The 23270-nt window shown below is 65.6% G+C and carries 25 protein-coding genes; 16 read left to right on the top strand and 9 right to left on the bottom strand.

The features are described 5' to 3' along the window. The first annotated feature begins 5 nt into the window (after positions 1 to 5). From wrbA to HJG53_RS03215, 4 genes are all read left to right on the top strand, one after another. Positions 6 to 608, top strand: a complete 603-nt coding sequence (wrbA, locus tag HJG53_RS03230) for an NAD(P)H:quinone oxidoreductase (RefSeq protein WP_171127719.1) — start codon at positions 6 to 8, stop codon at positions 606 to 608. An 88-nt stretch (positions 609 to 696) separates the two neighbouring features. Beyond that, positions 697 to 1347, top strand: coding sequence for an RNA pseudouridine synthase (locus HJG53_RS03225; protein ID WP_171127718.1), 651 nt, complete (start codon positions 697 to 699; stop codon positions 1345 to 1347). After that, positions 1334 to 1747: an alternative ribosome rescue aminoacyl-tRNA hydrolase ArfB gene (gene arfB / locus HJG53_RS03220; RefSeq protein WP_171127207.1), complete on the top strand. Its 414-nt coding sequence runs from the start codon at positions 1334 to 1336 to the stop codon at positions 1745 to 1747. The genes HJG53_RS03225 and arfB overlap by 14 nt, the downstream gene beginning before the upstream one ends. Before the next feature lie 77 nt (positions 1748 to 1824). Next, positions 1825 to 2310 carry a GAF domain-containing protein gene (locus HJG53_RS03215; protein WP_171127717.1) on the top strand — a complete coding sequence of 162 codons (486 nt, stop codon included), beginning with the start codon at positions 1825 to 1827 and terminating at the stop codon, positions 2308 to 2310. 85 nt (positions 2311 to 2395) lie between these two features. Here HJG53_RS03215 and HJG53_RS03210 read toward each other — a convergent pair whose 3' ends face one another. Then, positions 2396 to 2851: a universal stress protein gene (locus HJG53_RS03210; protein ID WP_171127716.1), complete on the bottom strand. Its 456-nt coding sequence runs from the start codon at positions 2849 to 2851 to the stop codon at positions 2396 to 2398. 120 nt (positions 2852 to 2971) lie between these two features. Between HJG53_RS03210 and HJG53_RS03205 the strand changes: the two genes are divergently transcribed. The 7 genes from HJG53_RS03205 (at position 2972) to queC (ending at position 9804) form a co-directional block, all read left to right on the top strand. Next, positions 2972 to 4300 carry a pyruvate dehydrogenase complex dihydrolipoamide acetyltransferase gene (locus HJG53_RS03205; RefSeq protein WP_171127715.1) on the top strand — a complete coding sequence of 443 codons (1329 nt, stop codon included), beginning with the start codon at positions 2972 to 2974 and terminating at the stop codon, positions 4298 to 4300. A 288-nt stretch (positions 4301 to 4588) separates the two neighbouring features. After that, positions 4589 to 5986, top strand: coding sequence for a dihydrolipoyl dehydrogenase (gene lpdA, locus HJG53_RS03200; protein ID WP_171127714.1), 1398 nt, complete (start codon positions 4589 to 4591; stop codon positions 5984 to 5986). A gap of 70 nt (positions 5987 to 6056) precedes the next feature. Continuing rightward, complete coding sequence (locus HJG53_RS03195; protein WP_171127713.1) at positions 6057 to 6464, top strand: cupin domain-containing protein; 408 nt, start codon at positions 6057 to 6059, stop codon at positions 6462 to 6464. A gap of 62 nt (positions 6465 to 6526) precedes the next feature. After that, positions 6527 to 7129: a DUF4142 domain-containing protein gene (locus tag HJG53_RS03190; protein ID WP_171127712.1), complete on the top strand. Its 603-nt coding sequence runs from the start codon at positions 6527 to 6529 to the stop codon at positions 7127 to 7129. Between the two features lie 120 nt (positions 7130 to 7249). Further along, a complete protein-coding gene (locus tag HJG53_RS03185; protein WP_171127711.1) occupies positions 7250 to 8503 on the top strand; it encodes an amidohydrolase family protein in 1254 nt (417 codons plus the stop codon). Next, the gene (locus tag HJG53_RS18965; protein ID WP_171127710.1) at positions 8500 to 9084 is read left to right on the top strand and encodes a phosphatase PAP2 family protein; all 585 of its coding nucleotides are present in this window, start codon (positions 8500 to 8502) and stop codon (positions 9082 to 9084) included. Before HJG53_RS03185 ends, HJG53_RS18965 begins: the two co-directional genes overlap by 4 nt. 9 nt (positions 9085 to 9093) lie before the next feature. Continuing rightward, on the top strand, positions 9094 to 9804 hold the full coding sequence (gene queC, locus HJG53_RS03175) for a 7-cyano-7-deazaguanine synthase QueC (RefSeq protein ID WP_171127709.1): 711 nt from the start codon (positions 9094 to 9096) through the stop codon (positions 9802 to 9804). Here queC and phoB read toward each other — a convergent pair. The 4 genes from phoB to HJG53_RS18520 are packed head-to-tail and all read right to left on the bottom strand — an operon-like array spanning position 9774 to position 13097. Beyond that, on the bottom strand, positions 9774 to 10472 hold the full coding sequence (gene phoB / locus HJG53_RS03170) for a phosphate regulon transcriptional regulator PhoB (protein WP_171127708.1): 699 nt from the start codon (positions 10470 to 10472) through the stop codon (positions 9774 to 9776). The genes queC and phoB overlap by 31 nt on opposite strands. Before the next feature lie 2 nt (positions 10473 to 10474). After that, entirely contained in the window at positions 10475 to 11164 is a 690-nt protein-coding gene (gene phoU / locus HJG53_RS03165; protein ID WP_171127707.1) for a phosphate signaling complex protein PhoU, read from the bottom strand. Positions 11165 to 11173: 9 nt separating this feature from the next. After that, a complete protein-coding gene (locus HJG53_RS03160; RefSeq protein ID WP_171128158.1) occupies positions 11174 to 12415 on the bottom strand; it encodes an ATP-binding protein in 1242 nt (413 codons plus the stop codon). Position 12416: 1 nt separating this feature from the next. Then, positions 12417 to 13097, bottom strand: a complete 681-nt coding sequence (locus HJG53_RS18520; RefSeq protein WP_254447483.1) for an HAD-IA family hydrolase — start codon at positions 13095 to 13097, stop codon at positions 12417 to 12419. Positions 13098 to 13142: 45 nt separating this feature from the next. Between HJG53_RS18520 and glmU the strand changes: the two genes are divergently transcribed. The 4 genes from glmU to glmS are packed head-to-tail and all read left to right on the top strand — an operon-like array spanning position 13143 to position 16986. Further along, complete coding sequence (gene glmU / locus HJG53_RS18515; protein WP_368039490.1) at positions 13143 to 14501, top strand: bifunctional UDP-N-acetylglucosamine diphosphorylase/glucosamine-1-phosphate N-acetyltransferase GlmU; 1359 nt, start codon at positions 13143 to 13145, stop codon at positions 14499 to 14501. Between the two features lie 30 nt (positions 14502 to 14531). Further along, positions 14532 to 14777, top strand: coding sequence for a ribbon-helix-helix protein, CopG family (locus HJG53_RS03150; protein WP_171127705.1), 246 nt, complete (start codon positions 14532 to 14534; stop codon positions 14775 to 14777). A 3-nt stretch (positions 14778 to 14780) separates the two neighbouring features. After that, positions 14781 to 15146, top strand: a complete 366-nt coding sequence (locus tag HJG53_RS03145) for a type II toxin-antitoxin system VapC family toxin (RefSeq protein ID WP_171127704.1) — start codon at positions 14781 to 14783, stop codon at positions 15144 to 15146. A gap of 16 nt (positions 15147 to 15162) precedes the next feature. Then, a complete protein-coding gene (gene glmS / locus HJG53_RS03140) occupies positions 15163 to 16986 on the top strand; it encodes a glutamine--fructose-6-phosphate transaminase (isomerizing) (protein WP_171127703.1) in 1824 nt (607 codons plus the stop codon). 30 nt (positions 16987 to 17016) lie between these two features. On the opposite strand, the gene HJG53_RS03135 is transcribed toward glmS, so the two are convergent. The 3 genes from HJG53_RS03135 to HJG53_RS03125 are packed head-to-tail and all read right to left on the bottom strand — an operon-like array spanning position 17017 to position 19683. Next, entirely contained in the window at positions 17017 to 17421 is a 405-nt protein-coding gene (locus tag HJG53_RS03135) for a hypothetical protein (RefSeq protein WP_171127702.1), read from the bottom strand. Between the two features lie 59 nt (positions 17422 to 17480). Then, positions 17481 to 18626, bottom strand: coding sequence for a galactokinase (gene galK, locus HJG53_RS03130; RefSeq protein ID WP_171127701.1), 1146 nt, complete (start codon positions 18624 to 18626; stop codon positions 17481 to 17483). Continuing rightward, complete coding sequence (locus tag HJG53_RS03125; protein WP_171127700.1) at positions 18619 to 19683, bottom strand: UDP-glucose--hexose-1-phosphate uridylyltransferase; 1065 nt, start codon at positions 19681 to 19683, stop codon at positions 18619 to 18621. The genes galK and HJG53_RS03125 overlap by 8 nt, the downstream gene beginning before the upstream one ends. A gap of 189 nt (positions 19684 to 19872) precedes the next feature. Here HJG53_RS03125 and HJG53_RS18305 point away from each other — a divergent pair, with 189 nt between their 5' ends. Next, a complete protein-coding gene (locus tag HJG53_RS18305; protein WP_217352574.1) occupies positions 19873 to 20607 on the top strand; it encodes a PEPxxWA-CTERM sorting domain-containing protein in 735 nt (244 codons plus the stop codon). Positions 20608 to 20654: 47 nt separating this feature from the next. Here HJG53_RS18305 and metH read toward each other — a convergent pair whose 3' ends face one another. Beyond that, positions 20655 to 23264, bottom strand: coding sequence for a methionine synthase (metH, locus tag HJG53_RS03115; protein ID WP_171127699.1), 2610 nt, complete (start codon positions 23262 to 23264; stop codon positions 20655 to 20657). Positions 23265 to 23270: the final 6 nt, after the last annotated feature.

Raw genomic sequence — 23270 nt, 5'->3', positions numbered from 1 at the left:
AGCAAATGTCGAAGGTTCTGGTTCTCTATTATTCGACCTACGGCCATGTCGAGCGCATGGCCGAGGCGGTCGCCCAGGGCGCACGTGAAGCCGGCGCCGAGGTCGACATCCGGCGCGTGCCCGAGACGGTGCCGCTGGAAATCGCCCGGGCCAACCATTTCAAGACGGACAGCCCGCATCCGGTGATCGGCAGTCCCGACGAACTGACCGCCTATGACGCGATCGTGGTCGGCACGCCGACGCGCTTCGGCCGGATGGCCGGCCAGATGGCGGCCTTCTGGGACGGCGCCGGCAAGCTCTGGGCGACCGGTGCGCTCCACAACAAGGTGGGCGGCGCTTTCACGTCGTCGGCGACGCAGCATGGCGGCAACGAGACGACCCTGTTCTCGATCCTGACCAACCTGCTGCATTTCGGCATGACGATCGTCGGCCTCGATTATGGCTATCAGCAGCAGATGGGCCATGAGGAAGTCGTCGGCGGCGCGCCCTATGGCGCCACGACCGTCGCAGGCGGCACCGGGGAGCGGATGCCGAGTGAAGCGGACCTGGGCGGCGCGCACTATCTGGGTGCGCGGGTGGCGCGGACGGCTGCCAAGCTGTTCGGGTAATTGAATAGCTCCGTTCGTATCGAGCGAAGTCGAGATACGCTTCTCGACTTCGCTCGAAGCGAACGGATTTTTGTTCTACCGGGTCTCGGTGCCTGACCTTCCAATTCTCTTCACGGACGCCGAAGCGCTCGTCATCGACAAGCCATCGGGTCTTCCGGTCGACCGGCCGAAGGACGGCACGCCGGCGCTCGCCGACATGGTCGACGATCTGCGCTTCGGCTTCGCGCGGCCGCCCGGGATCGTCCACCGCCTCGACCGCGACACGTCGGGGTGCCTGCTGCTCGCGCGCAATCACGGCGCGCATCGGCGCTTTTCCGCCGCCTTCGCCAATCACGAGGTGCAGAAGACCTATCTGGCCGTGCTGGAGGGTGTGCCGGCGGAAGACGAGGGGGTGATCGAACTCGCCCTGTCGAAGATCAGCAGCGCAGCGGGCGGCTGGCGCATCATCCCGGCGAAAAAAGGCAAGCCCGCGGTCACCCATTGGACGAGACTGGCGGTCCGTGACGGGCGCGCGCTGGTCCGTTTCGAGCCGAAGACGGGCCGCACCCACCAGCTGCGCGTCCACGCCGCGAGCGGGCTCGGCCTGCCGATCGTCGGCGATCCGACCTATGGTGACGGCAGGGTGGCAATGCTTCTTCACGCCAGCCGCATCGTCATGCCCAGGCACAACAAGCCGGCGATCGACGTGGAAGCGCCGCTTCCGGCGAGGTTCGGGAGTTGGCAGCTTGGCCAAGGTTGAATGGCCGTCCCTGCCCGAGGAGGCGCTGGAGGAGAAGTTCTTGGCCGCGACCGGGCCCGGCGGGCAGAACGTCAACAAGGTGGCGACCGCGGTGCAGCTGCGGCTCGACGTGTTCGCGCTCGGCCTGCACCCGGAAGTCTATGCCCGGCTGAAGGCGCTTGCGGGCAGCCGCTGGACCAAGGAAGGCGAGATCGTCGTCACCGCCCGCGCGCATCGCATGCAGGAAGCCAATCGGCAGGAAGCGCGCGAACGGCTCGCCGAGTTGGTCGGCAAGGCGCACCTCCGGCCGGTCAAGCGCCGCGCGACCAAGCCGAGCAAGGCCGCCAAGGCGAAGCGGGTCGATGAGAAGAAGGGGCGAGGTGCGGTCAAGGCTGCGCGCGGCAAGGTGAGGCTGGACTAAGCTTGTGCTCCTGCGAATGCAGGAGCCCAGAAGGAAGGGCTTGGACCCCTGCTTCCGCAGGGGTACATTGCCTTGCGATGTACGCCTTCGACGTTTCCACCAGCTCGAAGACCGAGCTCTACAGCGACCTGCTCTCGGCTCTCGACGCGCTCACCGCGGACGAGCCGGACCCGATCGCCAACATGGCCAACGCCGCGGCCCTGCTGTTCGAATATCTGCCCGACCTGAATTGGGCGGGCTTTTACCGGCTGATCGGCGACGAGCTGGTGCTGGGTCCCTTTCAGGGAAAGACCGCATGCATCCGCATCGCGATCGGCAAGGGCGTGTGCGGCAAAGCGGCGGCGACTGGCGAGACGCAGCTGGTGGCCGATGTGCATGCGTTCCCCGGCCATATCGCGTGCGATGCGGCCTCCGCTTCCGAGCTGGTGGTGCCGATCGTCAGCCAGGGCCGACTGATCGGTGTCCTCGATCTCGATTCGCCCTTGGCGAACCGCTTCGACGCGGGCGACGCAGCCGGCTGTGAAATGCTCGTGAAACTGCTGGCGCCGCGGATCGCAGCCTGATCGCTCGTCCTGAGCGGAGCGTAGCGCAGTCGAAGGGCGCTTGTGCCACGCTCCTCGACTTTGCTCGGGACAAGCGAAACGGCAACTAGGACAGACGGTCGACTGCTTCGCGTGTCAGGCTGCCGGGAATGATCATGACCGGGCAGGGGAGCTTGCCCGCGTCAGAGCCGGCGAAGTGGGAAACGAGCGGCCCCGGCGCTCCGCTGGCGGCGGCACCGAGCACCAGCGCCGCGATGCCGTCATTCTCCGACAACACATCGCGTACCGCTTCGATCGGCTCGCCCTGACGGACCTGGATCGACGGCCGTACGCCCGATTCCTCGAAAAGCGTCCCGGTGACGCTTGCGACCAGCCCCTCGGCACGCAACCGCGCCTCCTCTTCCATCGTCGCCTGCACGCCGCCCCAGGCGACGAATTCGGCGGGCTCGATCAGCGCAAGCACGAGCACCGTGCCACCCGTCTTGGCCGCGCGGCGGGCCGCGAAGCGCAGCGCGATCTCAGCTTCCGGTGTCTCGTCGATCACTGCCAGATAAGTGCGCATTGGGCCGGCCTCTCCTAGGCCCACGTGGTGCGGCAAGCGGGGTCCGAGCGCAATATCTTGACCGGTTTCCTGCCTTGGCCGAAGGGAGGGGCCGTTACGGAACGCCTCAAGGGAGCCCCCATGCCGATCGAGCTCAAGATGCCGGCCCTGTCGCCGACGATGGAGGAAGGCACGCTCGCCAAATGGCTGGTGAAGGAGGGGGACACGGTCCGCTCCGGCGACATCATGGCCGAGATCGAGACCGACAAGGCGACGATGGAGTTCGAAGCGGTCGACGAAGGCACGATCGCCAAGATCCTGGTGCCCGAAGGCACGGACGGAGTGAAAGTCGGCGCGGTCATCGCCCTGATTTCAGGGGAAGGCGAGGACGCTGCGTCCGCTCCCGCTCCTGCACCGAAGGCCGAGGCTGCGCCCGCTCCGGGACCAGCTCCGGCACCCACACCCGATCCGGCGGCCAAGGGCTATGGCGTGACGCCCACGCGCGACGAAGAGAAGGCGAGCCCGGTGACTCCGGCTCCAGCATCCGGCGACCGGGTGAAGGCATCGCCGCTCGCCAAGCGCCTGGCCGAGGCCAAGGGGCTGGATCTGAGCGCCATCCAGGGCTCCGGTCCGGGCGGGCGAATCGTCAAGGCCGACATCGATGCGGCGCAACCCGGTGCTGCACCCGCGGCGCAACCGGCGGCCGCGGTGCCTGCCCCGGCGGCGCAGACAGCGGCCCCGGCCCCCGCGCCCGCAGCGGGACCGGCCTTCACCACCGACATCCCGCACAAAGCGGTCAAGCTGTCGAACATGCGCAAGACCATCGCGCGCCGCCTGACCGAGGCCAAATCGACCATCCCGCACATCTATCTGACCGTCGACATCCGCCTCGACGCACTGCTGAAGTTGCGGGGCGAGCTGAACGCGGCGCTCAGTGCGCGGGGAGTGAAGCTGTCGGTCAACGACCTGCTGATCAAGGCTCTCGCGGTTGCGCTCAAGCAAGTGCCGGAGTGCAATGTCTCCTTCACGCCCGACCAGCTGATCAAATACAGCCGCGCAGACATCGCGGTCGCGGTGTCGATCCCGGGCGGGCTGATCACGCCGATCATCGTCGGCGCGGACACGAAGGGTATGTCGGCCATCTCGACCGAAATGCACGAACTCGCCTCCCGCGCGAAGGAGGGCAAGTTGCAGCCGCACGAATATCAGGGCGGCACCGCGTCGATTTCCAATATGGGCATGTTCGGCATCAAGCAGTTCGAAGCGGTCATCAATCCGCCCCAGGGAATGATCATGGCGATCGGCGCGGGCGAGAAGCGGCCCTATATCGTCGATGACGCGCTCGGTGTCGCCACAGTGATGAGCGCCACCGGCAGCTTCGATCACCGCGCCATCGACGGCGCCGACGGTGCGCGCCTGATGCAGGCATTCAAGGCGCTGGTCGAAAGCCCGTTGGGAATGGTGGCTTGAGCTAAGAAGCCGACAAATCACGCCATGAGGCTTGATGCATTTGCAATCGCGATCGTCTCCCTTCTCCTTGCTTGGGTTACCGGAAGCCTCCCCCATGCGACCCAACCTCTGGTATCTAAGTCACTTTGGGTTTTCGGCGCATGCGTGCTTTTTTTGGCCATGTTTGCCTCGGACAAGTTCATCAAGCGCTTTGTAATAGTGGCCGTCTCGGTCTTCTTAGTGCTGTACTTCATTCCATATTCTTTTTGGGCCGCTGTAGGTCTGAGATAATCTTTCAGGAGCCCGATAATGACTGACACTTACGACCTCGTCATCCTTGGCTCCGGCCCTGGCGGTTATGTCGCGGCGATCCGGGCGGCGCAGCTTGGCCTCAAGACCGCGATCGTCGAGCGGGAGCGGCTCGGCGGCATCTGCCTCAATTGGGGGTGCATCCCGACCAAGGCGCTGCTGCGCTCGTCGGAGATCTACCACTATATCACCCATGCCGACGCCTATGGCCTGAGCGTCGAAAAGCCCTCGTTCGATCTCGCCAAGGTGACGGAGCGGTCGCGCAAGGTCGCGGGGCAGCTCAACAATGGCGTCAAAGGGCTGATGAAGAAGAACAAGGTGACGGTGGTGGAGGGCAATGGCCGCGTCACCGCGCCGGGCAAGCTGGAGGTCGAAGGCGGGCAGGGCAAGGTTCAGCTCGAAGCGAAGAACATCATCGTCGCGACCGGCGCGCGGGCGCGGGAGCTGCCCTTTGCCAAGGCGGATGGCGACCGTATCTGGACCTATCGCCACGCAATGGTGCCGCCCGCCATGCCGGAGAAATTGCTGGTGATCGGGTCGGGCGCGATCGGGATCGAATTCGCGAGCTTCTATTCGGACATGGGCGCCAAGGTGACGATCGTCGAGATGCTCGACCGCATCCTGCCGGTCGAGGATGCCGAGATCAGCGACTTCATGACCAAGGCGCTGAAGAAGCAGGGCATGGACATCCGCACCTCGACGGGCGTGCAGGCGCTGAAGAGCTCGCCCAAGGGAGTCACCGCCGAGATCAAGGCGGCGGACGGCAAGGTCACGACCGAGGAGTTCTCGCACGCCATCGTCGCGATCGGCATCGTGCCGAACACCGAGAATATCGGGCTCGAAGAACTGAAGGTCGAAAAGGCGAGGAACGGCCATATCGCCGTCGACCCCTATGGCCGCACCAATGTGCCCGGCATCTGGGCGATCGGCGACGTGGTCGGCGCGCCCTGGCTGGCGCACAAGGCGAGCCATGAAGGCGTGATCGCCGTCGAGGCGATTGCCGGTGGCAAGCCGCACCCGATGGACGTGTCGAACATTCCGGGCTGCACCTATTCGCGGCCGCAGGTGGCGTCGGTCGGCTATACCGAGGCGCGCGCCAAGGAGCTCGGCCGCAAGGTCAAGGTCGGGAAATTCCCCTTCATCGGCAACGGCAAGGCGATCGCCCTGGGTGAAGCGGAAGGCTTTGTGAAGACGGTGTTCGATGCCGACACCGGCGAGCTGCTCGGCGCGCACATGGTGGGAGCCGAAGTGACCGAGCTGATCCAGGGCTATGTCGTGGCGCGGCAGCTGGAGACGACGGAAGCCGAGCTGATGGAAACGGTGTTCCCGCACCCGACGCTCTCCGAGATGATGCACGAAAGCGTCCTCGCCGCCTATGGACGCCCGCTGCATATCTGAGATCGCAATTGTTCGAGGAACTCGCGCGCGCCAATACTGTTACATAGCCGAACCGAAATTGGAGGCCATGATGGCGAAGAAGGGTTATGTCGACGATGTCCAGAAGGCGACGCTCGACAATGAGACGTTCCGCACCGTGCTCTACACCGGCGAGCATCTGCAGCTCGTCGTGATGACGCTGAAGCCCGGTGAGGAGATTGGCGAGGAGGTCCATGAGGATCGCGATCAGTTCTTCCGCTTCGAACAGGGCAAGGGAGAGGTGCGGATCGACGGCAAGGCCAATCCGGTGGAAGACGATTTCGGCGTGATCGTGCCCGCCGGCGCCCGTCACAACGTCGTCAACACGGGCGACGAGCCGCTGAAATTCTACACGCTTTATGGTCCGCCCGAGCACAAGGACAAGATTGTCCACCGCACCAAGGATCAGGCCGAGGCGGATCATGACAATGATCATTGGGACGGCAAGACGACGGAATAGCTCCCGCAACGTGCGGAACACCTCTCCTCCGCCCGCGTTCGGCGCGTTCGGAGGAGAGTGCCATGCACAAGACCGTCAATTTCGGAACCGTCGCCGCCATCAGCTTCGCGCTCGCGGCATGCGGGTCGGCCAGCACGAATGAAAGTTCAAGCAGCGACAACGCCGTTACCACGAGCGAAGTCGATGCGAACAACGCCGCGGCGATGAACGCCGGCGACGCGACGATGACGCAGGCGCCGCAGGCTGCGACCGATTTCGCCGCCGCCGCTGCCGCCAGCGACCTGTTCGAGATCGAAAGCTCGAAGCTCGCCCAGTCCCAGGGCGAGCGCGCCGAGGTGAAGAGCTTCGCGGCGATGCTGGTCAAGGACCACACGAAATCCACCGCCGATCTGAAGGCGATCGCTGCGAAGGAAGACCTCACCCTGTCGCCGCCGACGCTCGCGCCCGACATGCAGTCGAAGATCGATGCGCTGAAGTCGGCCAAGGGAGCGGCCTTCGACACGCTCTACCTGACGCAGCAGATCCCGGCGCACGAAACCGCGCTGAAGCTGCATCAGGGCTATGCGCAATCGGGCGACAACGCGGTCCTCAAGGACTTCGCATCGAAGACCAGCACGGTCGTCTCCAAGCATCTCGACGAGGCGCGCGCGCTGTCGAAGCAATAGCGCTGCGACATCCAAATTCGGTTCGGGCTGAGCTTGTCGAAGCCCTTCTTTTTCTTCTACGCGGCTGGAAGAAGGGAGGGCTTCGACAGGCTCAGCCCGAACCTATTTAGGGGTCCTTGGATGCGTTCTCTTGTTCTCGCTCTTGCACTCTCCGCTCCGGCGTCGGCGGAGACCGTGGTGGTCACCGCCGACCGAATGGTCGACGTGCTCGCCGGTAAGATGGTCGCGAACCCGGTCGTCACCATCACCGACGGGCGGATCACCAGTGTCTCGACCGGCGCCGCCCCTGCTGGTGCCAAGGTCATCGCGCTCGCCGGCAAGACGATCCTCCCGGGTCTCATCGACATGCACGTCCATCTGACCAGCCTGGCGGAGATCGGCGGCTATCGCGGGCTTCGCTATACGGACAGTTTCTGGCAGGCCGTCGGCACGGCGAACGCGAAGAAGACGCTCGATGCCGGCTTCACGACCGTCCGCAATGTCGGCTCGGCGAACTTTGACGATGTCGGCCTAAAGCAGGCGATCGAGGGTGGCTGGATTCAGGGACCTCGCATCGTGCCGGCAGGCTATGCGATCGGCGCGACCGGCGGCCATTGCGATGAGAACGGACTGCCGCCCTCCCATGATCGCAAGGAAGCATCGGTCATCAACTCGCCGGACGAGGCGCGCGCGAAGGTCCGGTGGCTGCACAAATATGGCGCACGGGTGATCAAGATCTGCGCGACTGGCGGCGTGTTCTCGCTTGGCGACGCTGTCGGCGCGCAACAGCTCACCTATGACGAGATGAAGGCGATCGCCGACGAGGCGCACATGCTCGGCATCAAGGTCGCTGCCCATGCGCATGGGCCCGAAGGCATTCGCGAGGCGGTACGCGCGGGCATCGACACGATCGAACATGCGAGCCTGGCCGATGACGAGGGCATCAAGCTCGCCGCGCAGAAGAAGACCTGGTTCGCCATGGATATCTATAATGACGATTATATCCTGGCGACCGGCACCGCGAACGGCACGGAGCAGGAAAGCCTCGACAAGGAAAAGCTGATCGGCCGGCTGCAGCGAGAGACGTTCCGCAAGGCCTTCCGCGCCGGCGTGCCGATGATCTTCGGCACCGACGCCGGCGTCTATCCGCATGGCGACAATGCCCGGCAGTTCGCCAAGGCGGTCGAATGGGGCATGACGCCGATGCAGGCGATCCAGTCGGCGACCAAAAGCGCGGCCGAAGCGCTTGGCCAGACCGCCGATGTCGGCGCTATTGCGGTCGGCCGCTATGGCGACATCATCGCGGTGGAGGGCGACCCCACCGAGGATGTGCGGGTGCTGGAACGCGTCGGGACGGTGATCAAGGGCGGCGAGGTGGTGAAGGGCGGCCAGTGAGCCGCCGCCTTACCGCCGCGCTGCTCCTGTTGGCGGCGGTGCTTGCGCTCGGTTTCGCGCTCAAGCTCGGCGGCAATCCGGTGTTCGATCCGGCGCTGTCGCGGCTGGCGGCGCCTGGGCGCGAGATCGGCGGTTTCTGGCTGTTCCTGTCGCGGATCGGGAAAGGCCAGGTCGTTGGCGCGATCGCGATCGTAGCGGCGCTGTACCTCTGGCGCAGGCAGCAGCGTGGTCGCGCCGCCATCATTGTAATCGCAACGGTGGCGGCGCAGATGGCGACGAATCCGCTGCTGAAGCTGCTCTTCTCCCGGGTTCGTCCCGATCTCTACCCGCATCTCGATCAGGTGATGGACCTCAGCTACCCGAGCGGCCACTCGGCCCAGAACGCGTGCCTCTATCTGTTGCTGGCACTGGTGCTGCACCGGCACGTCGCCTGGATAGGCATACCGCTTGCGGTGCTGATCGGCCTGTCGCGCGTGGTGCTGGGGGTGCACTGGCCGACGGACGTGCTCGGCGGCTGGATGGAAGGGGCGGCTTTCGCACTGGCCGGCTCGTATTTTGCCGAGCGGCGCCGGAACGCTTAATTGGATCATATGGCATTTCAGCAAGACTCGGCGCTCGTGCTCTTCTCCGGCGGGCAGGACAGTGCGACCTGCCTCGTCTGGGCGCTCGACCGGTTCGGACGCGTGGAGACGATCGGCTTCGATTATGGCCAGCGGCACCGGGTCGAGCTCGATTGCCGTGCGGCGCTGCTGGGAGGCATGCGCGACCTATGGCCGGGGAAGCTCGGCGACGACCATCTGCTCGATCTGTCCGTGCTCGGGCAGATCAGCGACACCGCATTGACGAGGGAAGCAGAGATCGCCTTTGGGGCCGACGGACTGCCGACCACTTTCGTGCCCGGCCGCAACCTGCTCTTCTTCAACCTGGCGGCCGCGCTCGGCTATCGGCGCGGCATCCGCCATCTGATCGGGGGCATGTGCGAGACGGACTATTCCGGCTATCCGGACTGCCGGGACGACACGCTGAAGGCGCTGCAGGTTGCGCTGAGCCTTGGCCTCGACCGCCATATGGTCATTCACACCCCGCTGATGTGGCGCGACAAGGCGGCAACCTGGCGGCTCGCGGAGCGGCTCGGCGGCGCGGCCTTGGTCGAGCTGATCCGCACCGAAAGCCATAGCTGCTATCGGGGCGATCGTTCGCGGCTGCACGCCTGGGGCTATGGCTGCGGCGACTGTCCGGCGTGCGATCTGCGCGAGAAGGGGTGGAACGCTTACAGTTTGCCGTCTGCGTCGAGCGCGTAGCCGGCGCTGCGCACCGTGCGGATGATGTCGGGCTTGCCGCTAACATTGATCGCCTGCCGCAGCCGCCGAATGTGAACGTCGACGGTGCGCGGCTCGATATCGGCGTCATGGCCCCAGACGCTGTCGAGCAGTCGTTCGCGGGAGAAGACCCAGCCCGGATGCTCGAGGAAGTGCTTGAGCAGGCGGAACTCGGTCGGCCCCAGCGGCACCAGCTGGCCGCCCCGGCGCACCTTGTGGCCGACCGTATCCATCTCGAGATCGGCATAGGTCAGTTGCTCGCCGGCGAGCGCGGGCCGCACGCGGCGCAGCACCGCGCCGACGCGCGCCACCAATTCGCGCGGCGAGAACGGCTTGGTCACATAATCGTCGGCGCCGGTCTCCAGCCCGCGGACCCGATCCTCTTCCTCGCCGCGCGCAGTGAGCATGATGATCGGCACATTCTGGGTCTCGCTCATGCGGCGCAGGCGGCGGCAGACTTCGATCCCGGACAGGCCCTGGATCATCCAGTCGAGCAGGACCAGGTCGGGCGGGCTTTCCTGCGCGATCAGCAGCGCTTCCTCGCCGTCGGCGGTGTGCCGGACCTCGAAGTTCTCACGCTGAAAATGCCAGACGAGCAGCTCGGCGAGCGCGGCGTCGTCCTCGACCAGCAACATTTTGGCGCGTCCCATGGTCAGGCCTGGATGCTCGGATGGCCGCGTTCGCGCTCGCCCATATGTTCTCCCTTGGCAGCGAAATAGACCATCTCCGCGACATTGGTCGCATGGTCGCCGATGCGTTCCAAATTCTTGGCGATGAACAGGAGGTGCGTGGCCTCGCCGATGGTCGCGGGGTTTTCCATCATGAAGGTCAACAGAGTGCGGAAGATGCTGTTGTAGAAATCGTCAACCGCGCGGTCCCGCTCGCAAACCTGCACGGCGACCTCGGCGTCGCGCGCGGCAAAGGCGTCGAGCACATCGTGCAGCATTTCGCTGGTTACCTGCGCCATTGCAGGCAGCACCGACAGCGCCTCGATCTTGTGTGTGCGGCTGACCAGGGGCACGCGCTTGGCGATGTTCTTGGCATAGTCGCCGATCCGCTCGATCACGCCGGCGATCTTGAGGGCAGCGACCGTCTCGCGCAGGTCGTCCGCCATCGGCGCACGTAGCGTCATGATCTGCACTGCCAGCCGCTCCGTTGCGGCCTCCAGCTCGTCGATCTTGCGGTCATCGGCGACGATCTGCGCCGCGGCGGTGACGTCGTGGCGCACCAGAGCGGTCATCGCCTGCTCGATCGCGGCTTCGGCCCGCCCCCCCATTTCAGAAATGAGGCCGCGCAGCTCAACGATGTCGTCGTCGAAGGCACGAAGAGTATGTTCGTTCACTGCGGCCCCTTAGTGCTGCTCTGCGACCCCTCTTGTTACAGCAGCATTGCCATTTGATGACAGCGGGATCGGTGCGGGCGGCAGCAGGGCGCTGACCTTGGTTCCGCGACCCAGTTCGGACTGGATGTCCAGGCGTCCGCGATGCCGCTCGACGATGTGCTTGACGATCGCCAAGCCGAGGCCGGTCCCCCCTTGCGAGCGGCTGCGGCTGGGATCGACCCGGTAGAAGCGCTCGGTCAGGCGCGGCAGATGCTCGAGCGCGATGCCGTCGCCCTCGTCTTCCACCGACAGCCGCACCATCGAGCCGGGGCCGCGCTCTAGGCGCACGGTGATCGGTCGACCGGCACGACCATATTTCATCGCATTGCCGATCAGGTTGTGGAGCAGCTGCGAAAGTTGCGCCCGGTCTCCCGCGACGAAGGGAAGGCTCTCGTCCAGATCGATGAGGATGTCCTGCCCGCGCGGGTCGCCGCCGTCGCGGATTACCGCATGCACTTCCTTGACCAGGTCCGCCAGGTCGACAGCGGCATCGGGCACCCGGAACTTCTCGGCTTCGATGCGCGAGAGTGACATAAGATCCTCGACCAGGCGCTGCATGCGCCGCGCCTCGTCATGGATCACGCGCAGGAAGCGCTTGCGCGTGGCGGGGTCGCCGCCGGCGCTTTCATCGTCTAGCGTCTCGACGAAGCCGATGATGGCGGCAAGGGGCGTGCGCAGCTCGTGGCTGGCATTGGCGACGAAATCGACTCGCATCCGCTCGGCGGCGTGGCCGGCGCTGCGATCGACTAGGTGGACGAGGGTCTTGCCTCCATCGAGGTGCGCCAGATTCATTTCCCACCGCGTTTCGCGCCCGCCCAATCCGACCAGCTCGACCGGCGGCGCGTTCACGGGCTCTTCGCGGGTCAGGAGACGCTCGGCAGCGGCAGGGTGGCGAAAGGCGACCCGGACATCTTCGCCGACGATGTGCGGACCGAGCAGCTTGCGCGCGGCGCCATTGGCTTCGGCGATGCGGCCCTCGGCCACGATCAGCACAGGATCGGCCAGTCCATCGAGCAGGTCGACGCCAAGTCCCGGCAGCGGCGCCGGAGCTGGCGCGGCGACGGTGATTTCCGCCTCGCTGCGCGGCCAAAGCAGCGCGATCAAACCGAGGCCGCCCAAGCCCGCCACCGCGAGCACGGGCAGGTCCGCACCGGCCGCCGCCATGGCGCCGACACCGAGCGCCAGTAACAGCAAGGCCAGCGCCGGCCGCATCTCAGCCAACGGTGCTCACCAGTTGCTCCAAGGTCGGAAGCAGCTGGTCATAGTGGTCGATCACCGCGTTGGCGGCGAGTTCCTCGACCGGGCCAAGCAGGAAACCGAAGCTGACCGCGATGCTCGGGATGCCGGCATTTTTTGCCGCCAGCGTGTCGTAGATGGAATCGCCCAAGAACACCGCCGAGCCGCCGCCGCAACGCGCGATCATCTCGCGGATCGGCACGGCGCTGGGCTTGGCATTGCCTTTCCCCATCGTATCCCCGCCGATCACCGTCCCGAAGCGGCCTATCAGCCCCAGCTCGCCGAGCAGCTTGACCGCGAACCGTTCGAACTTGTTGGTGACGACGGCCAATCGCACACCCTGACTTGCGAGCCGGTCGAGGGTATCGAGCAAGCCGGGGAAGGGCACGCTCCCTTCCGAGATATTCTCGCCGTAGAACTCGAGCAGCTGCGGGTAGAGCTGCTTCATTTCCGCCGGGTCATAGCCACCCGACGCCTCCAGCCCCTTTTCGAGCATCCGCTTGGCGCCGCCGCCGATCATCGGCCGCACTTCGTCGATGTGGAGCGGCGGTCGGCCGGCCTGCGCGAGCGCGAAGTTCACGGCGCGGGTCAAGCTCGCGCTCGTATCGAGCAGGGTTCCATCGAGATCGAAGCCGACAATGTCGAAAGCGCGCGTCATGTTCCGCCCTTGCCCCGGCCATGGCGGGCGTGGCAAGCGCGCGCCGTGACGAACCCGCGCCCACTCGCCGCCATCGTCCTTGCCGCGGGCAAGGGCACGCGCATGAAATCCGACCTGCATAAGGTGCTGCACCCGATCGCCGGCCGAGCGATGCTGCTGAACCTGCTAGCAAGCCTGGACGCCTTGGCGCCGCAGCGGACGGTGGTCGTTGTCGGCAGTGGTCGGGAGCAGCTGGAAAAGGCGCTGGCCCGCCGTGATACAGCGCTGGCGGTGCAGGAACCGCAACTCGGCACGGGGCACGCCGTGCAGCAGGCCGAGGCGGCGCTGAGCGGCTTTTCCGGCGACGTGCTGATCCTTTATGGCGACGTGCCGTTCGTCAGCAGCGACACGATGCGGCGCCTAGTTGCTCGCTTGCACGGGGCGGATGGGCCGGCGGTCGCGGTGCTGGGCTTTCGGCCGTCCGACCCGGCGGCCTATGGCCGGATCATCGCCGATGAGAGCGGCCGCATCGCCAAGATGGTCGAGTATAAGGACGCGACGGAAGAAGAGCGCGCAATCGACCTGTGCAATTCCGGGCTGATGGCGGTACGTGCCGAGGACCTGTTCCCGCTTCTCGCCCGGGTGACCAACGACAATGCGGCCGGCGAATATTATTTGCCCGATATTGTCATGCTCGCGGCTGCGGACGGCCGCAGCTCGGCCGTCATCGAGACGTCGGCCGAGGAAGTCGCCGGCATCAACAGCCGGGGCGAGCTCGCTGAGCAGGAGTTAGCCTGGCAGCAACGGCGGCGCGCTCAGGCGATGGCCGAAGGAGTGACCCTGATCGCGCCGGAGACGGTCTGGTTCTCGCACGACACGCTGCTCGGGCGCGACGTGACGGTGGAGCCGAATGTGTGGTTCGGCCCGGGCGTGACGATCGAGGACGGTGTGGTGATCCGCGCTTTCAGCCACCTGGAAGGGGCGCATGTCGCGGCGGGCGCCGAGGTGGGCCCCTATGCGCGGTTGCGGCCGGGAGCGGAGCTCGGCCGCAAGTCCAAGGTCGGCAACTTCGTCGAAGTGAAGAAGGCCCGGCTGGGCGAGGGCGCCAAGGCCAATCACCTCACCTATATCGGCGACGCGGAAATCGGCCCCGGCGCGAATATCGGTGCCGGCACGATCACCTGCAATTACGATGGCTTCTTCAAGTACAGGACGGAGATCGGCGCCGGCGCCTTTATCGGGTCCAACTCGGCGCTGGTGGCGCCGGTGAAAATCGGCGACGGAGCGATCGTCGGAGCCGGCTCCGTCATCACCCGCGACGTCGAGGCGGACGCGCTTGCGCTCGGCCGGGGGGAGCAAAACAGCCGCGCCAGCTGGGCTGCAAAGTTCCGTTCGGCCATGCAGGCGCGCAAGAAGTCGTCTTGACACGATATCATGATATGATATCGGCATATCGTGCGCATCCTGACAGACATTCCTGACGATGATCTTCGAAAGCTCGATGCGTTGGCATCCGAGTCGAAGAAGTCGCGCGCGGCGGCGATCCGTGAGGCGGTAAAGCTGTATCTTGTTCAGAACGACCGCGGCAACGACTGGATAGAGCGTTGGGCGGGGCTGTGGAAGGACCGCGACGACATCCCCGATGGAGTGGAATATCAAAGAGCGATGCGGGAAGATCGCCGCCCCTACGAAGACATCTGATCAGTGTCGCTTCCCTTTTTCGACACCAATATCGTCATTGACTGGCTGAAGCAGCGTCCCGAGGCGGTTGCTGAGCTGTCGCGTTACAATGGGCATCGCATCAACCGGATTGTGTGGACGGAAGTCATGGCGGGAGAAGCGCTGGAGCGGCGGGGGCCGGTCCGTCAGGCGCTCTCCCATTTCGAGATCGTCGAACTTGACGAGCGCATTGCCACTGCTGCCGCGGACATTCGCTTCCGCTCCAAAATGAAACTGCTGGACGCCTATATTCTGGCGACGGCGCAGGTGAACGGATCCATCCTGATCACGCGCAACACCAAGGATTTCCCGGCCAATCTGCCGGGCATCCGTGTCCCTTATCTGCTCTGAAGAGAAAGCAACTTCCATGTGCGGCATTATCGGTATCCTGGGTGAGGGCGATGTCGCCGACCGGCTCGTCGACGGGCTGCGGCGGCTGGAATATCGCGGCTATGACTCGGCGGGGGTCGCGACCGTCACCGGTGGCGAAATCCAGCGTCGGCGGGCAGAGGGCAAGCTCAACAACCTGGCCCGCAAGCTTGCCGAGGAGCCGCTGCCGGGTGCATCCGGCATCGCCCATACCCGCTGGGCGACGCATGGCGCCCCGACCGAGGACAATGCGCACCCGCATGTCGTGGGGGACGTGGTGCTGGTCCACAACGGCATCATCGAGAACTTCAAGCCGTTACGCGACGAGCTTCTTGCCGAAGGCCGTACGTTCAGGAGCCAGACCGACACCGAAGTCGTCGGCCATCTGGTCGCTCGCGAAATCGAGCGCGGGGCGGGACCGGAAGAGGCGGTCAAGGCGGTGCTGCCGCGCCTGCACGGCGCCTTCGCGCTCGCCATTATGTTCAAGTCGGAGCCGGACCTGATCATCGGCGCGCGGCTGGGCGCGCCGCTGGTCGTCGGCTTTGGCGAGGGAGAGAACTATCTCGGCTCTGACGCCTTGGCGCTGGCGCCGCTGACGCAGCGCATCGCCTATCTCGATGAAGGCGACTGGGCCGTGGTGCGGCGCGCGGGCGTGCAGATCTTCGACAAGGACAACCAGCCGGTCGAGCGGCCCGTCACCCTGTCGGGCCTCACCGGCGCAATGATCTCCAAAGGCAATCACCGGCATTTCATGCAGAAGGAGATTTTCGAGCAGCCGGTGGTCGTCGCGCAAACGCTCAACTCCTACCTCCGCTCGGTCGAGGAGCGGGTCGCGCTGCCCGACATGGACTTCGACCTGGGCGGTATCGAGCGCGCGGTGATCGTCGCCTGCGGCACCTCCTCCTATGTCGCACAGATCGGCAAATATTGGCTCGAGCAGATGGCGCGCGTGCCCGTCGAGGTCGATGTCGCGTCGGAGTTTCGCTACCGCGAGCCGGTGCTGGGCGCCAACACGCTCGGCCTCGTCATCTCGCAATCCGGCGAGACGGCGGACACGCTCGCCGCGCTGCGCCACATGAAGGCGCAAGGGGTGACCACCGCCGGCATCATCAACGTGCCGACATCGTCGATGGCGCGCGAAGTCGACCTGCTGCTGCCGACCCATGCGGGGCCGGAGATCGGCGTCGCCTCGACCAAGGCGTTCACCTGCCAGCTGTCCGTCATGGCTGCGCTGGCGGCGAATGTGGCACGCGCCAAGGGCAAGCTGTCGGACGCGGACGAAGCCGAGCTGGTGCGCCATCTGTCCGAGGTGCCGGCAGCGATGAACGCCGCGCTAGCGCATGACGGCGAGATCGAAGCGATGGCGCACACCATCGCCGGCGCACGCGACGTGCTCTATCTCGGTCGCGGACCCGATTACCCCTTGGCCATGGAAGGCGCGCTGAAGCTCAAGGAGATCAGCTATATCCACGCCGAAGGCTATGCCGCCGGCGAAATGAAGCACGGGCCGATCGCGCTGATCGACGAAAGCGTGCCGGTGATCGTGATCGCACCGTCAGGGCCGCTGTTCGACAAAACGGTGTCGAACATGCAGGAAGTGCAGGCGCGCGGCGGCAAAGTCGTGCTGATTTCGGACGCCGATGGCCTGGCGCAGGCAGGCGAAGGCGCGCTGGCGACGATCGAGATGCCGAAGGTGCACCCGCTGATCGCACCGCTCGTCTACGCCGTCCCGGTGCAGCTGCTCGCCTACCATGTTGCCGTGGTGAAGGGCACCGACGTCGACCAGCCCCGCAATCTTGCGAAGAGCGTGACGGTGGAGTGAGGAGGAGCGGCCGGGCCGCTCCCCGATCGTTCAGCGCAGCCAGCCGCGCTTGGCGGCGACGTCACCGAGCAAAGCCAGCAATAGCGCGATAACGATGACCGCCACACCCAGCGGGGTGACGCCTGATCCGCTCAACAAAAAGACCCAGCCGAAATTCACGATCACGGCGGCAAACGCGAGCCACAGCAAGGGACGCGACCAGCGCTTGCGCATCAGTAGGCCGATTACTGCGAGAACGCTGCCCCACACGCCGATCGCAAAAGCCGCGGTAGCCCAGATCGGCATCTCCGGCTGCCCTGGAGGGGGCGCAAACGACGCGCCAAGCAGGCCGACATGCCCCAGATAGAAAGTGGCTCCGATCAGATTCCAGAGTAGGCCGATGCCCGCCGCCAACCAAAACCAGGCAGGTGCGCGATCCTGATAAGTCGTTGCCATGATAAGCCCTCCCGATTTCCCCCTGGGAGGAGGATGCACCTCCGTCGGGCGCTTGGCAATCAGGCGGACAGCAGCCCCGCGCCGGCAGCGGGTCGGCAGACATGGATCAGCACGGGCTTGCCGTTAGGCGGCCGATATCCGTCGCGGACGGCTTGCGCGACCTGATCCACCCGGCTGCGCGGCAGCAGCGCGATCACGCAGCCGCCAAAGCCGCCCCCCGTCATGCGCGCGCCGCCTTCCTCGCCGATTTCACGCTGCAGCAGCGCCACCAGCTCGTCGATCGCCGGCACGGTGATCTCGAAATCGTCACGCATCGACAGGTGGGAGTCAGCCATCAGCGTGCTGAGCCTCGCCGTATCCCCACCCGAGAGCGCCTCCGCAGCCTGGACCGTCCGGGCATTCTCCGTAACCACATGTCGCGCGCGCCTGCGGGCCAGCGCGTCCAGTCCGTCCGCCGTTTCGAGATGCTCCGCTTCGGCATCGCGCAGCGCGGCCAGGCCGAAGTGGCGGGCGGCCGCCTCGCATTGCTGCCGCCGCTCGTTATAGGCGCTGTCGACCAGCCCGCGCTCCACACCCGAATGCACGATCAGCACCGCAAGATCGTCCGGCATGGGCACCGGTCGACATTCAAGCGTCCGGCAGTCGATCAGCAGCGCCTGCTCGGCCTCGGCCCGCGCCGAGACCAACTGGTCCATGATCCCGCAGGCGCAGCCGGCGAACTCATTCTCCGCGCGTTGGGCGAGCTGGGCCAGCCTGGTCATGTCGATCTCGACGCCGGCAAGCTTCGCCACCGCCAGCCCCACCGCGACCTCGAGCGAGGCGGATGAGGATAGGCCGGCGCCCTGCGGCACGTCGCCCGCGATGACCAGCTCCATGCCCTGTGGCGCGATTTCCTCCTCCACCAGCATGGCGATGATGCCGCGAACATAATTGCGCCAGTCGCTGCCCTCGACCGGTTCGGCGAAGGTGAAGCGATCCTCCTGGTCGAAGTCCGCGGCATAGACGCGCACGTCCGCGCCTGCGCGGCGCGCAGCGACGACGGTGCCGCGATCGATCGCCAGCGGCAGCACGAAGCCGTCGTTATAGTCGGTATGCTCGCCGATCAGGTTTACCCGGCCGGGCGCCTGGGCGATCAGGTCCGGCTCCCCGCCAAAGCGTTCCGCAAAGGCACGCTTCACCCGCTCGATCGTCGCCTGTTCAGCCATTCGTCTCTTCCAGATAATGTGTGGGGCTGACGGCGCGCAGCCGTTCGGCCGCCTGTTCGGGGGTCAGGTCACGCTGCGCTTCGGCAAGCATTTCGAACCCGACCATGAATTTGCGCACCGTCGCCGAGCGGAGCAGCGGCGGATAGAAATGCGCGTGCAACTGCCAGCCGCGCGTATCCGCCTCGAGATAGGGCGCGCCGTGCCAGCCCATGGAATAAGGAAAGGAGCAGCGGAACAGATTGTCGTAGCGGGTGGTGAGTTGCTTCAGCACGCGCGCCAGGTCGTCGCGGTCGGGCGCGGAAAGGTCTTCCATGCGTGCCACCTCGAAGCGCGGCAACAACAGTGTCTCGAACGGCCAGCTTGCCCAATAAGGCACCACCGCGATCCAGCGGTCGCTCTGCACGACCGTGCGGGCACCGTCCGCTGCTTCGCGCTCGGCCGCCTCGGCGAGCATCGTGCTGCCATGCGCCGCAAACCACGCGCGCTGGCGCTCATCCTCGCGCGCCGGCTCGTCCGGAAGCCAGCTCGTGGCCCAGACCTGGCCATGGGGATGCGGGTTGGAACAGCCCATCATCGCGCCCTTATTCTCGAACAGCTGCACCCAGGCGTAACGCTTGCCCAGTTCGGTCGCCTGCTCCGCCCATGCATCCACAACGGCGCGGATCTGCTGCGGCGACAGCAGCGGGAGGCTCGCGCCGTGATCAGGTGAAAAGCAGATCACCCGCGCTTCGCCGCGTGCCGGTTCGGCCGCGAACAGGGGATCGGCGGCGTCCGGTCCAGGCGTATCGCGCAGCAGCGCCGCAAAGTCGTTCGCAAAGACATGGACCCCGCGATACTCCGGGTTCGTTTCGCCGGTGACGCGCGCATTGCCAGGGCAGAGATAGCATGACTCATCATGGGCGGGGCCGCGTGCATCGCAGGCCTCGTCGGTCTGTCCTTGCCAGGGCCGCTTCATCCGGTGCGGCGACACGAGAACCTCGCTGCCGTTCAGGGGATTGCGGCGCCGATGCGGGTGGTCGGTTGGATCAAAGGCTGCAGCCGACTCGACGTCACTCATGATCGGCTCCGCCTAGCGCCGAAGGAGGCGGGCCGCCAGCGAGTGTGCCGGCATGAAGCTCCGCATTTGTGACGCACGGCGAAATAAGGTAAATGGGCGGGTCTCCAAAAGACATCTGCTGCGCGTTTCAACAACCGAGCAGGCTTTGGGTCGCGGCTTGCTCCCGTGTCGAACACAGGGGAGTAACGTATGAAGACGCTATTGATTTCCGCTCTTGCGGTCGTCGCCGCCGCGCCTGCCTCGGCGGTCGTGACGGTTTATCAGGGCGACCTTGCCGGGTTCAACGCCGCTGCCGGCAACCCCGCAATCTCTATCGATTTCGAGTCGCTCAGCGGCGACATTGCCGGACAGACCATCGCCGGGGTCACCCTTTCCAATCCAGACGGCAACACGCTTGAGGTCGTCAACGCGGCCGACACCTTTTCGCCGCCGGGCTATGGCGGGCCGGCGAACGTCTTGCCGGCAACTTCAGGCGTAAAGGTCCTGTCTCCCGGCGGGACGAACCTGATACAGGGACCTGACATCCGCCAGCGCGACAGTCTAACCCTGGTTTTCTCCGCGCCGCTCAGCGCATTCGGGATGGATATCCTGTTCCAGTCGCTCGACTGCTGTTCCTTCACCAACTTCCAGGTGTTCGATGGGAGCAACAACGCGATCGCCGGTGGCAGCGTGAATGCGGTCGGCGGTGGGGCCGGCGGCGCATTCTTCCTTGGCTTCACCTCCGGCAGCGCGAACATCGCTCGCATCGTTATCACGGAGTTCGACGAGAACGACGCCAACCCGGATTCGAACATCGGCTACGACACGTTCCGGTTCGGCGCGATCAATGCCGTTCCGGAACCGGCCAGCTGGGCGCTGATGGTTGCCGGATTTGGCCTGGCGGGCGCGGCAACGCGGCGCCGGCGGGTGCTCGCCACCGCCTGATCTCGTTCAAAGGGGAGGGGCGCCGCCGGGAAACTGGCGGCGCCCCTCTAGTCGAGGTTCGGCCGGAGCCAGCGTTCGGCCTGGGCGACATCGACGCCCCGGCGCGCGGCATAGTCTTCGAGCTGGTCGCGGCCGATCCGTGCCACCCCGAAATAGGCTGCGTCGGGATGGCCGAAGTAAAAGCCCGACACGGCCGAGGTCGGCAGCATCGCGAAGCTCTCGGTGAGCGAAGCGCCCGCGGGCGATCCGCCGAGCAGGTCGAACAGGATCGGCTTCAGGCTGTGATCGGGGCAGGCGGGATAGCCGGGCGCGGGCCGAATGCCGCGATATTGTTCCTTGATCAGCGCTTCGTTGGTCAGTTGCTCGCCGGCGGCATAGCCCCACAGCGTGGTGCGCACATGCTGGTGCAGCGCCTCGGCAAAGGCCTCGGCGAGACGGTCCGACAGCGCCTTGAGCAGGATGTCGGAGTAGTCATCATGCGCCGCCTTGAAGCGCTCCAGATGCGGCTCGGCGCCGTGGATCGCGACGGTGAAGCCGCCGATCCAGTCACCTTCGGGGTCGATGAAGTCGGCGAGGCACATATTCGCCTTCGCCGTGCTCTTCGCCATCTGCTGGCGGAGCATGGGCAAGCGCGCGCCCGCGTCGAGCACAATGTCATCACCGTCCCGCTTGCATGACCATAGGCCCACCACGCCCCGCGGCCTCAGCCAGCCTTCGGCGATGATCCGGTCGAGCATCGCATTCGCATCGGCGAACAGGCTCTGTGCGCTCTCGCCCACGACTTCGTCTTCGAGGATCGCGGGATAGGTGCCGGCCAGTTCCCAAGCGCGGAAGAAGGGTGTCCAGTCGATATAGGCGCGCAGACGCTCGACCGAGAAATCGTCGATCGCATGAAGGCCGGGCTGCAGCGGGGCAGGGGGCTTCTGGGAGAAGTCGGCAGCGAAAGCACGCGCGCGCGCTTCGGCAATCGGCAGCAGTTCGTTCTGGCCCTTCCCTTCGCGCGCGACGCGCACCGCTTCGTAGTCCGCCGCAGTCTTCTCGACGAACTCCGGCGTCAGCGTGTCGCTGACGAGCGTCGAGGCGACGCCGACCGCGCGGCTGGCGTCCAGCACATGGATGACCGGCCCGTCATAGGCCGGGTCGATGCGGAGCGCGGTGTGCACCTTGGACGTGGTCGCGCCGCCGATCAGCAGCGGCATGGTCATCCCCGCCCTTTGCATTTCCTCGGCAACCGTCACCATCTCATCGAGTGACGGCGTGATGAGGCCGCTGAGGCCGATCATGTCGGCGTCATTCTCGTTCGCCGCTTCGAGTATTTTCGACCAGGGCACCATCACCCCCAGGTCGATCACTTCGAAGCCGTTGCACTGCAGGACGACGCCGACGATGTTCTTGCCGATGTCGTGCACGTCGCCCTTTACGGTCGCCATCACGACCTTGCCCTTGCCGCGGGCATTCTCGTCCTTCTCCGCCTCGATATAGGGGAGGAGGTGGGCGACCGCCTTCTTCATCACGCGGGCGGACTTGACCACCTGCGGCAGGAACATCTTGCCCGATCCGAACAGGTCGCCGACGACGTTCATGCCGTCCATCAGCGGGCCCTCGATCACCTGGATAGGGCGGGCAAACTGCTGCCGGGCTTCCTCGGTGTCCTCGACGACGTGCGCGTCGATGCCCTTTACCAGCGCGTGCTCCAGCCGCTTGCCGACCGGCCAGCCGCGCCATTCCTCAGCCTGCTTGTCGGCAATGGCGTCGGTGCCGCGGTAGCGCTCGGCGAGCGCAATCAGCCGCTCCGTCGCATCGGCCCTGCGGTCGAAGATCACGTCCTCGCAGGCGTCGCGCAGTTCCGGGTCGATGGCGTCATAGATGTCGAGCTGGCCGGCATTGACGATGCCCATGTCCATGCCCGCGGGGATCGCGTGGTAGAGGAAGACGCTGTGCATCGCCCGGCGCACGGGCTCGTTGCCGCGAAAGCTGAAGCTCAGGTTCGACAGGCCGCCCGAGATATGGACGTGCGGGCAGCGCGCCTTGATCTCGCGACAGGCCTCGATGAAATCGATGGCGTAGCGGTTATGCTCCTCGATCCCTGTGGCGACCGCGAAGATATTGGGATCGAAGATAATGTCTTCGGGCGGGAAGCCGATGCCGGTCAGCAGCTGATAGGCGCGCTCGCAAATCTCGACCTTGCGCTCCTTGGTGTCGGCCTGGCCGACCTCATCGAACGCCATGACGACGACCGCGGCGCCATAGGCCATGACCTTGCGCGCCTGGTCGAGGAACGCGTCCTCGCCTTCCTTCATGCTGATCGAGTTGACGATCGGCTTGCCGGACACGCATTTCAGGCCCGCCTCGATCACCACCCATTTGGAGCTGTCGACCATCACCGGCACGCGGGCGATGTCGGGCTCGGCGGCGATCAGTTTCAGGAAAGTGGTCATGGCATGCTCGGCATCGAGCAGGCCTTCGTCCATGTTGACGTCGATGATCTGCGCGCCGTTCTCCACCTGCTGGCGCGCGACCTCGACGGCCTTGGCATAGTCGCCTGCCATGATCAGCTTCTTGAACACGGCCGATCCGGTGACGTTGGTGCGTTCCCCGATGTTGACGAACACGGCGGATTGCGGAGCCGCGGCGGGCTCTTGGTAAGCGCTGGTCATGGTTGC

This window comes from Sphingomonas sp. ID1715, assembly GCF_013044515.1.
GTDB lineage: Bacteria > Pseudomonadota > Alphaproteobacteria > Sphingomonadales > Sphingomonadaceae > Sphingomonas_B.
Note: the sequence above shows the minus strand (reverse complement) of the source record. Positions and strands in the feature narration are given on the sequence as shown.

Bases quoted from the DNA above. Each gene is read 5' to 3' on its own strand.
- lpdA (WP_171127714.1), top strand. From the start codon at position 4,589: ATGACTGACACTTACGACCTCGTCATCCTTGGCTCCGGCCCTGGCGGT.
- galK (WP_171127701.1), bottom strand. From the start codon at position 18,626: ATGGCTGAACAGGCGACGATCGAGCGGGTGAAGCGTGCCTTTGCGGAA.
- HJG53_RS03205 (WP_171127715.1), top strand. From the start codon at position 2,972: ATGCCGATCGAGCTCAAGATGCCGGCCCTGTCGCCGACGATGGAGGAA.
- HJG53_RS03125 (WP_171127700.1), bottom strand. From the start codon at position 19,683: ATGAGTGACGTCGAGTCGGCTGCAGCCTTTGATCCAACCGACCACCCG.
- queC (WP_171127709.1), top strand. From the start codon at position 9,094: ATGGCATTTCAGCAAGACTCGGCGCTCGTGCTCTTCTCCGGCGGGCAG.
- HJG53_RS03195 (WP_171127713.1), top strand. From the start codon at position 6,057: ATGGCGAAGAAGGGTTATGTCGACGATGTCCAGAAGGCGACGCTCGAC.
- HJG53_RS18520 (WP_254447483.1), bottom strand. From the start codon at position 13,097: ATGACGCGCGCTTTCGACATTGTCGGCTTCGATCTCGATGGAACCCTG.
- HJG53_RS03190 (WP_171127712.1), top strand. From the start codon at position 6,527: ATGCACAAGACCGTCAATTTCGGAACCGTCGCCGCCATCAGCTTCGCG.
- HJG53_RS03185 (WP_171127711.1), top strand. From the start codon at position 7,250: ATGCGTTCTCTTGTTCTCGCTCTTGCACTCTCCGCTCCGGCGTCGGCG.
- phoB (WP_171127708.1), bottom strand. From the start codon at position 10,472: ATGGGACGCGCCAAAATGTTGCTGGTCGAGGACGACGCCGCGCTCGCC.
- wrbA (WP_171127719.1), top strand. From the start codon at position 6: ATGTCGAAGGTTCTGGTTCTCTATTATTCGACCTACGGCCATGTCGAG.
- HJG53_RS03135 (WP_171127702.1), bottom strand. From the start codon at position 17,421: ATGGCAACGACTTATCAGGATCGCGCACCTGCCTGGTTTTGGTTGGCG.
- HJG53_RS18305 (WP_217352574.1), top strand. From the start codon at position 19,873: ATGAAGACGCTATTGATTTCCGCTCTTGCGGTCGTCGCCGCCGCGCCT.
- HJG53_RS03210 (WP_171127716.1), bottom strand. From the start codon at position 2,851: ATGCGCACTTATCTGGCAGTGATCGACGAGACACCGGAAGCTGAGATC.
- HJG53_RS03215 (WP_171127717.1), top strand. From the start codon at position 1,825: ATGTACGCCTTCGACGTTTCCACCAGCTCGAAGACCGAGCTCTACAGC.
- glmS (WP_171127703.1), top strand. From the start codon at position 15,163: ATGTGCGGCATTATCGGTATCCTGGGTGAGGGCGATGTCGCCGACCGG.
- HJG53_RS03160 (WP_171128158.1), bottom strand. From the start codon at position 12,415: ATGCGGCCGGCGCTGGCCTTGCTGTTACTGGCGCTCGGTGTCGGCGCC.
- metH (WP_171127699.1), bottom strand. From the start codon at position 23,264: ATGACCAGCGCTTACCAAGAGCCCGCCGCGGCTCCGCAATCCGCCGTG.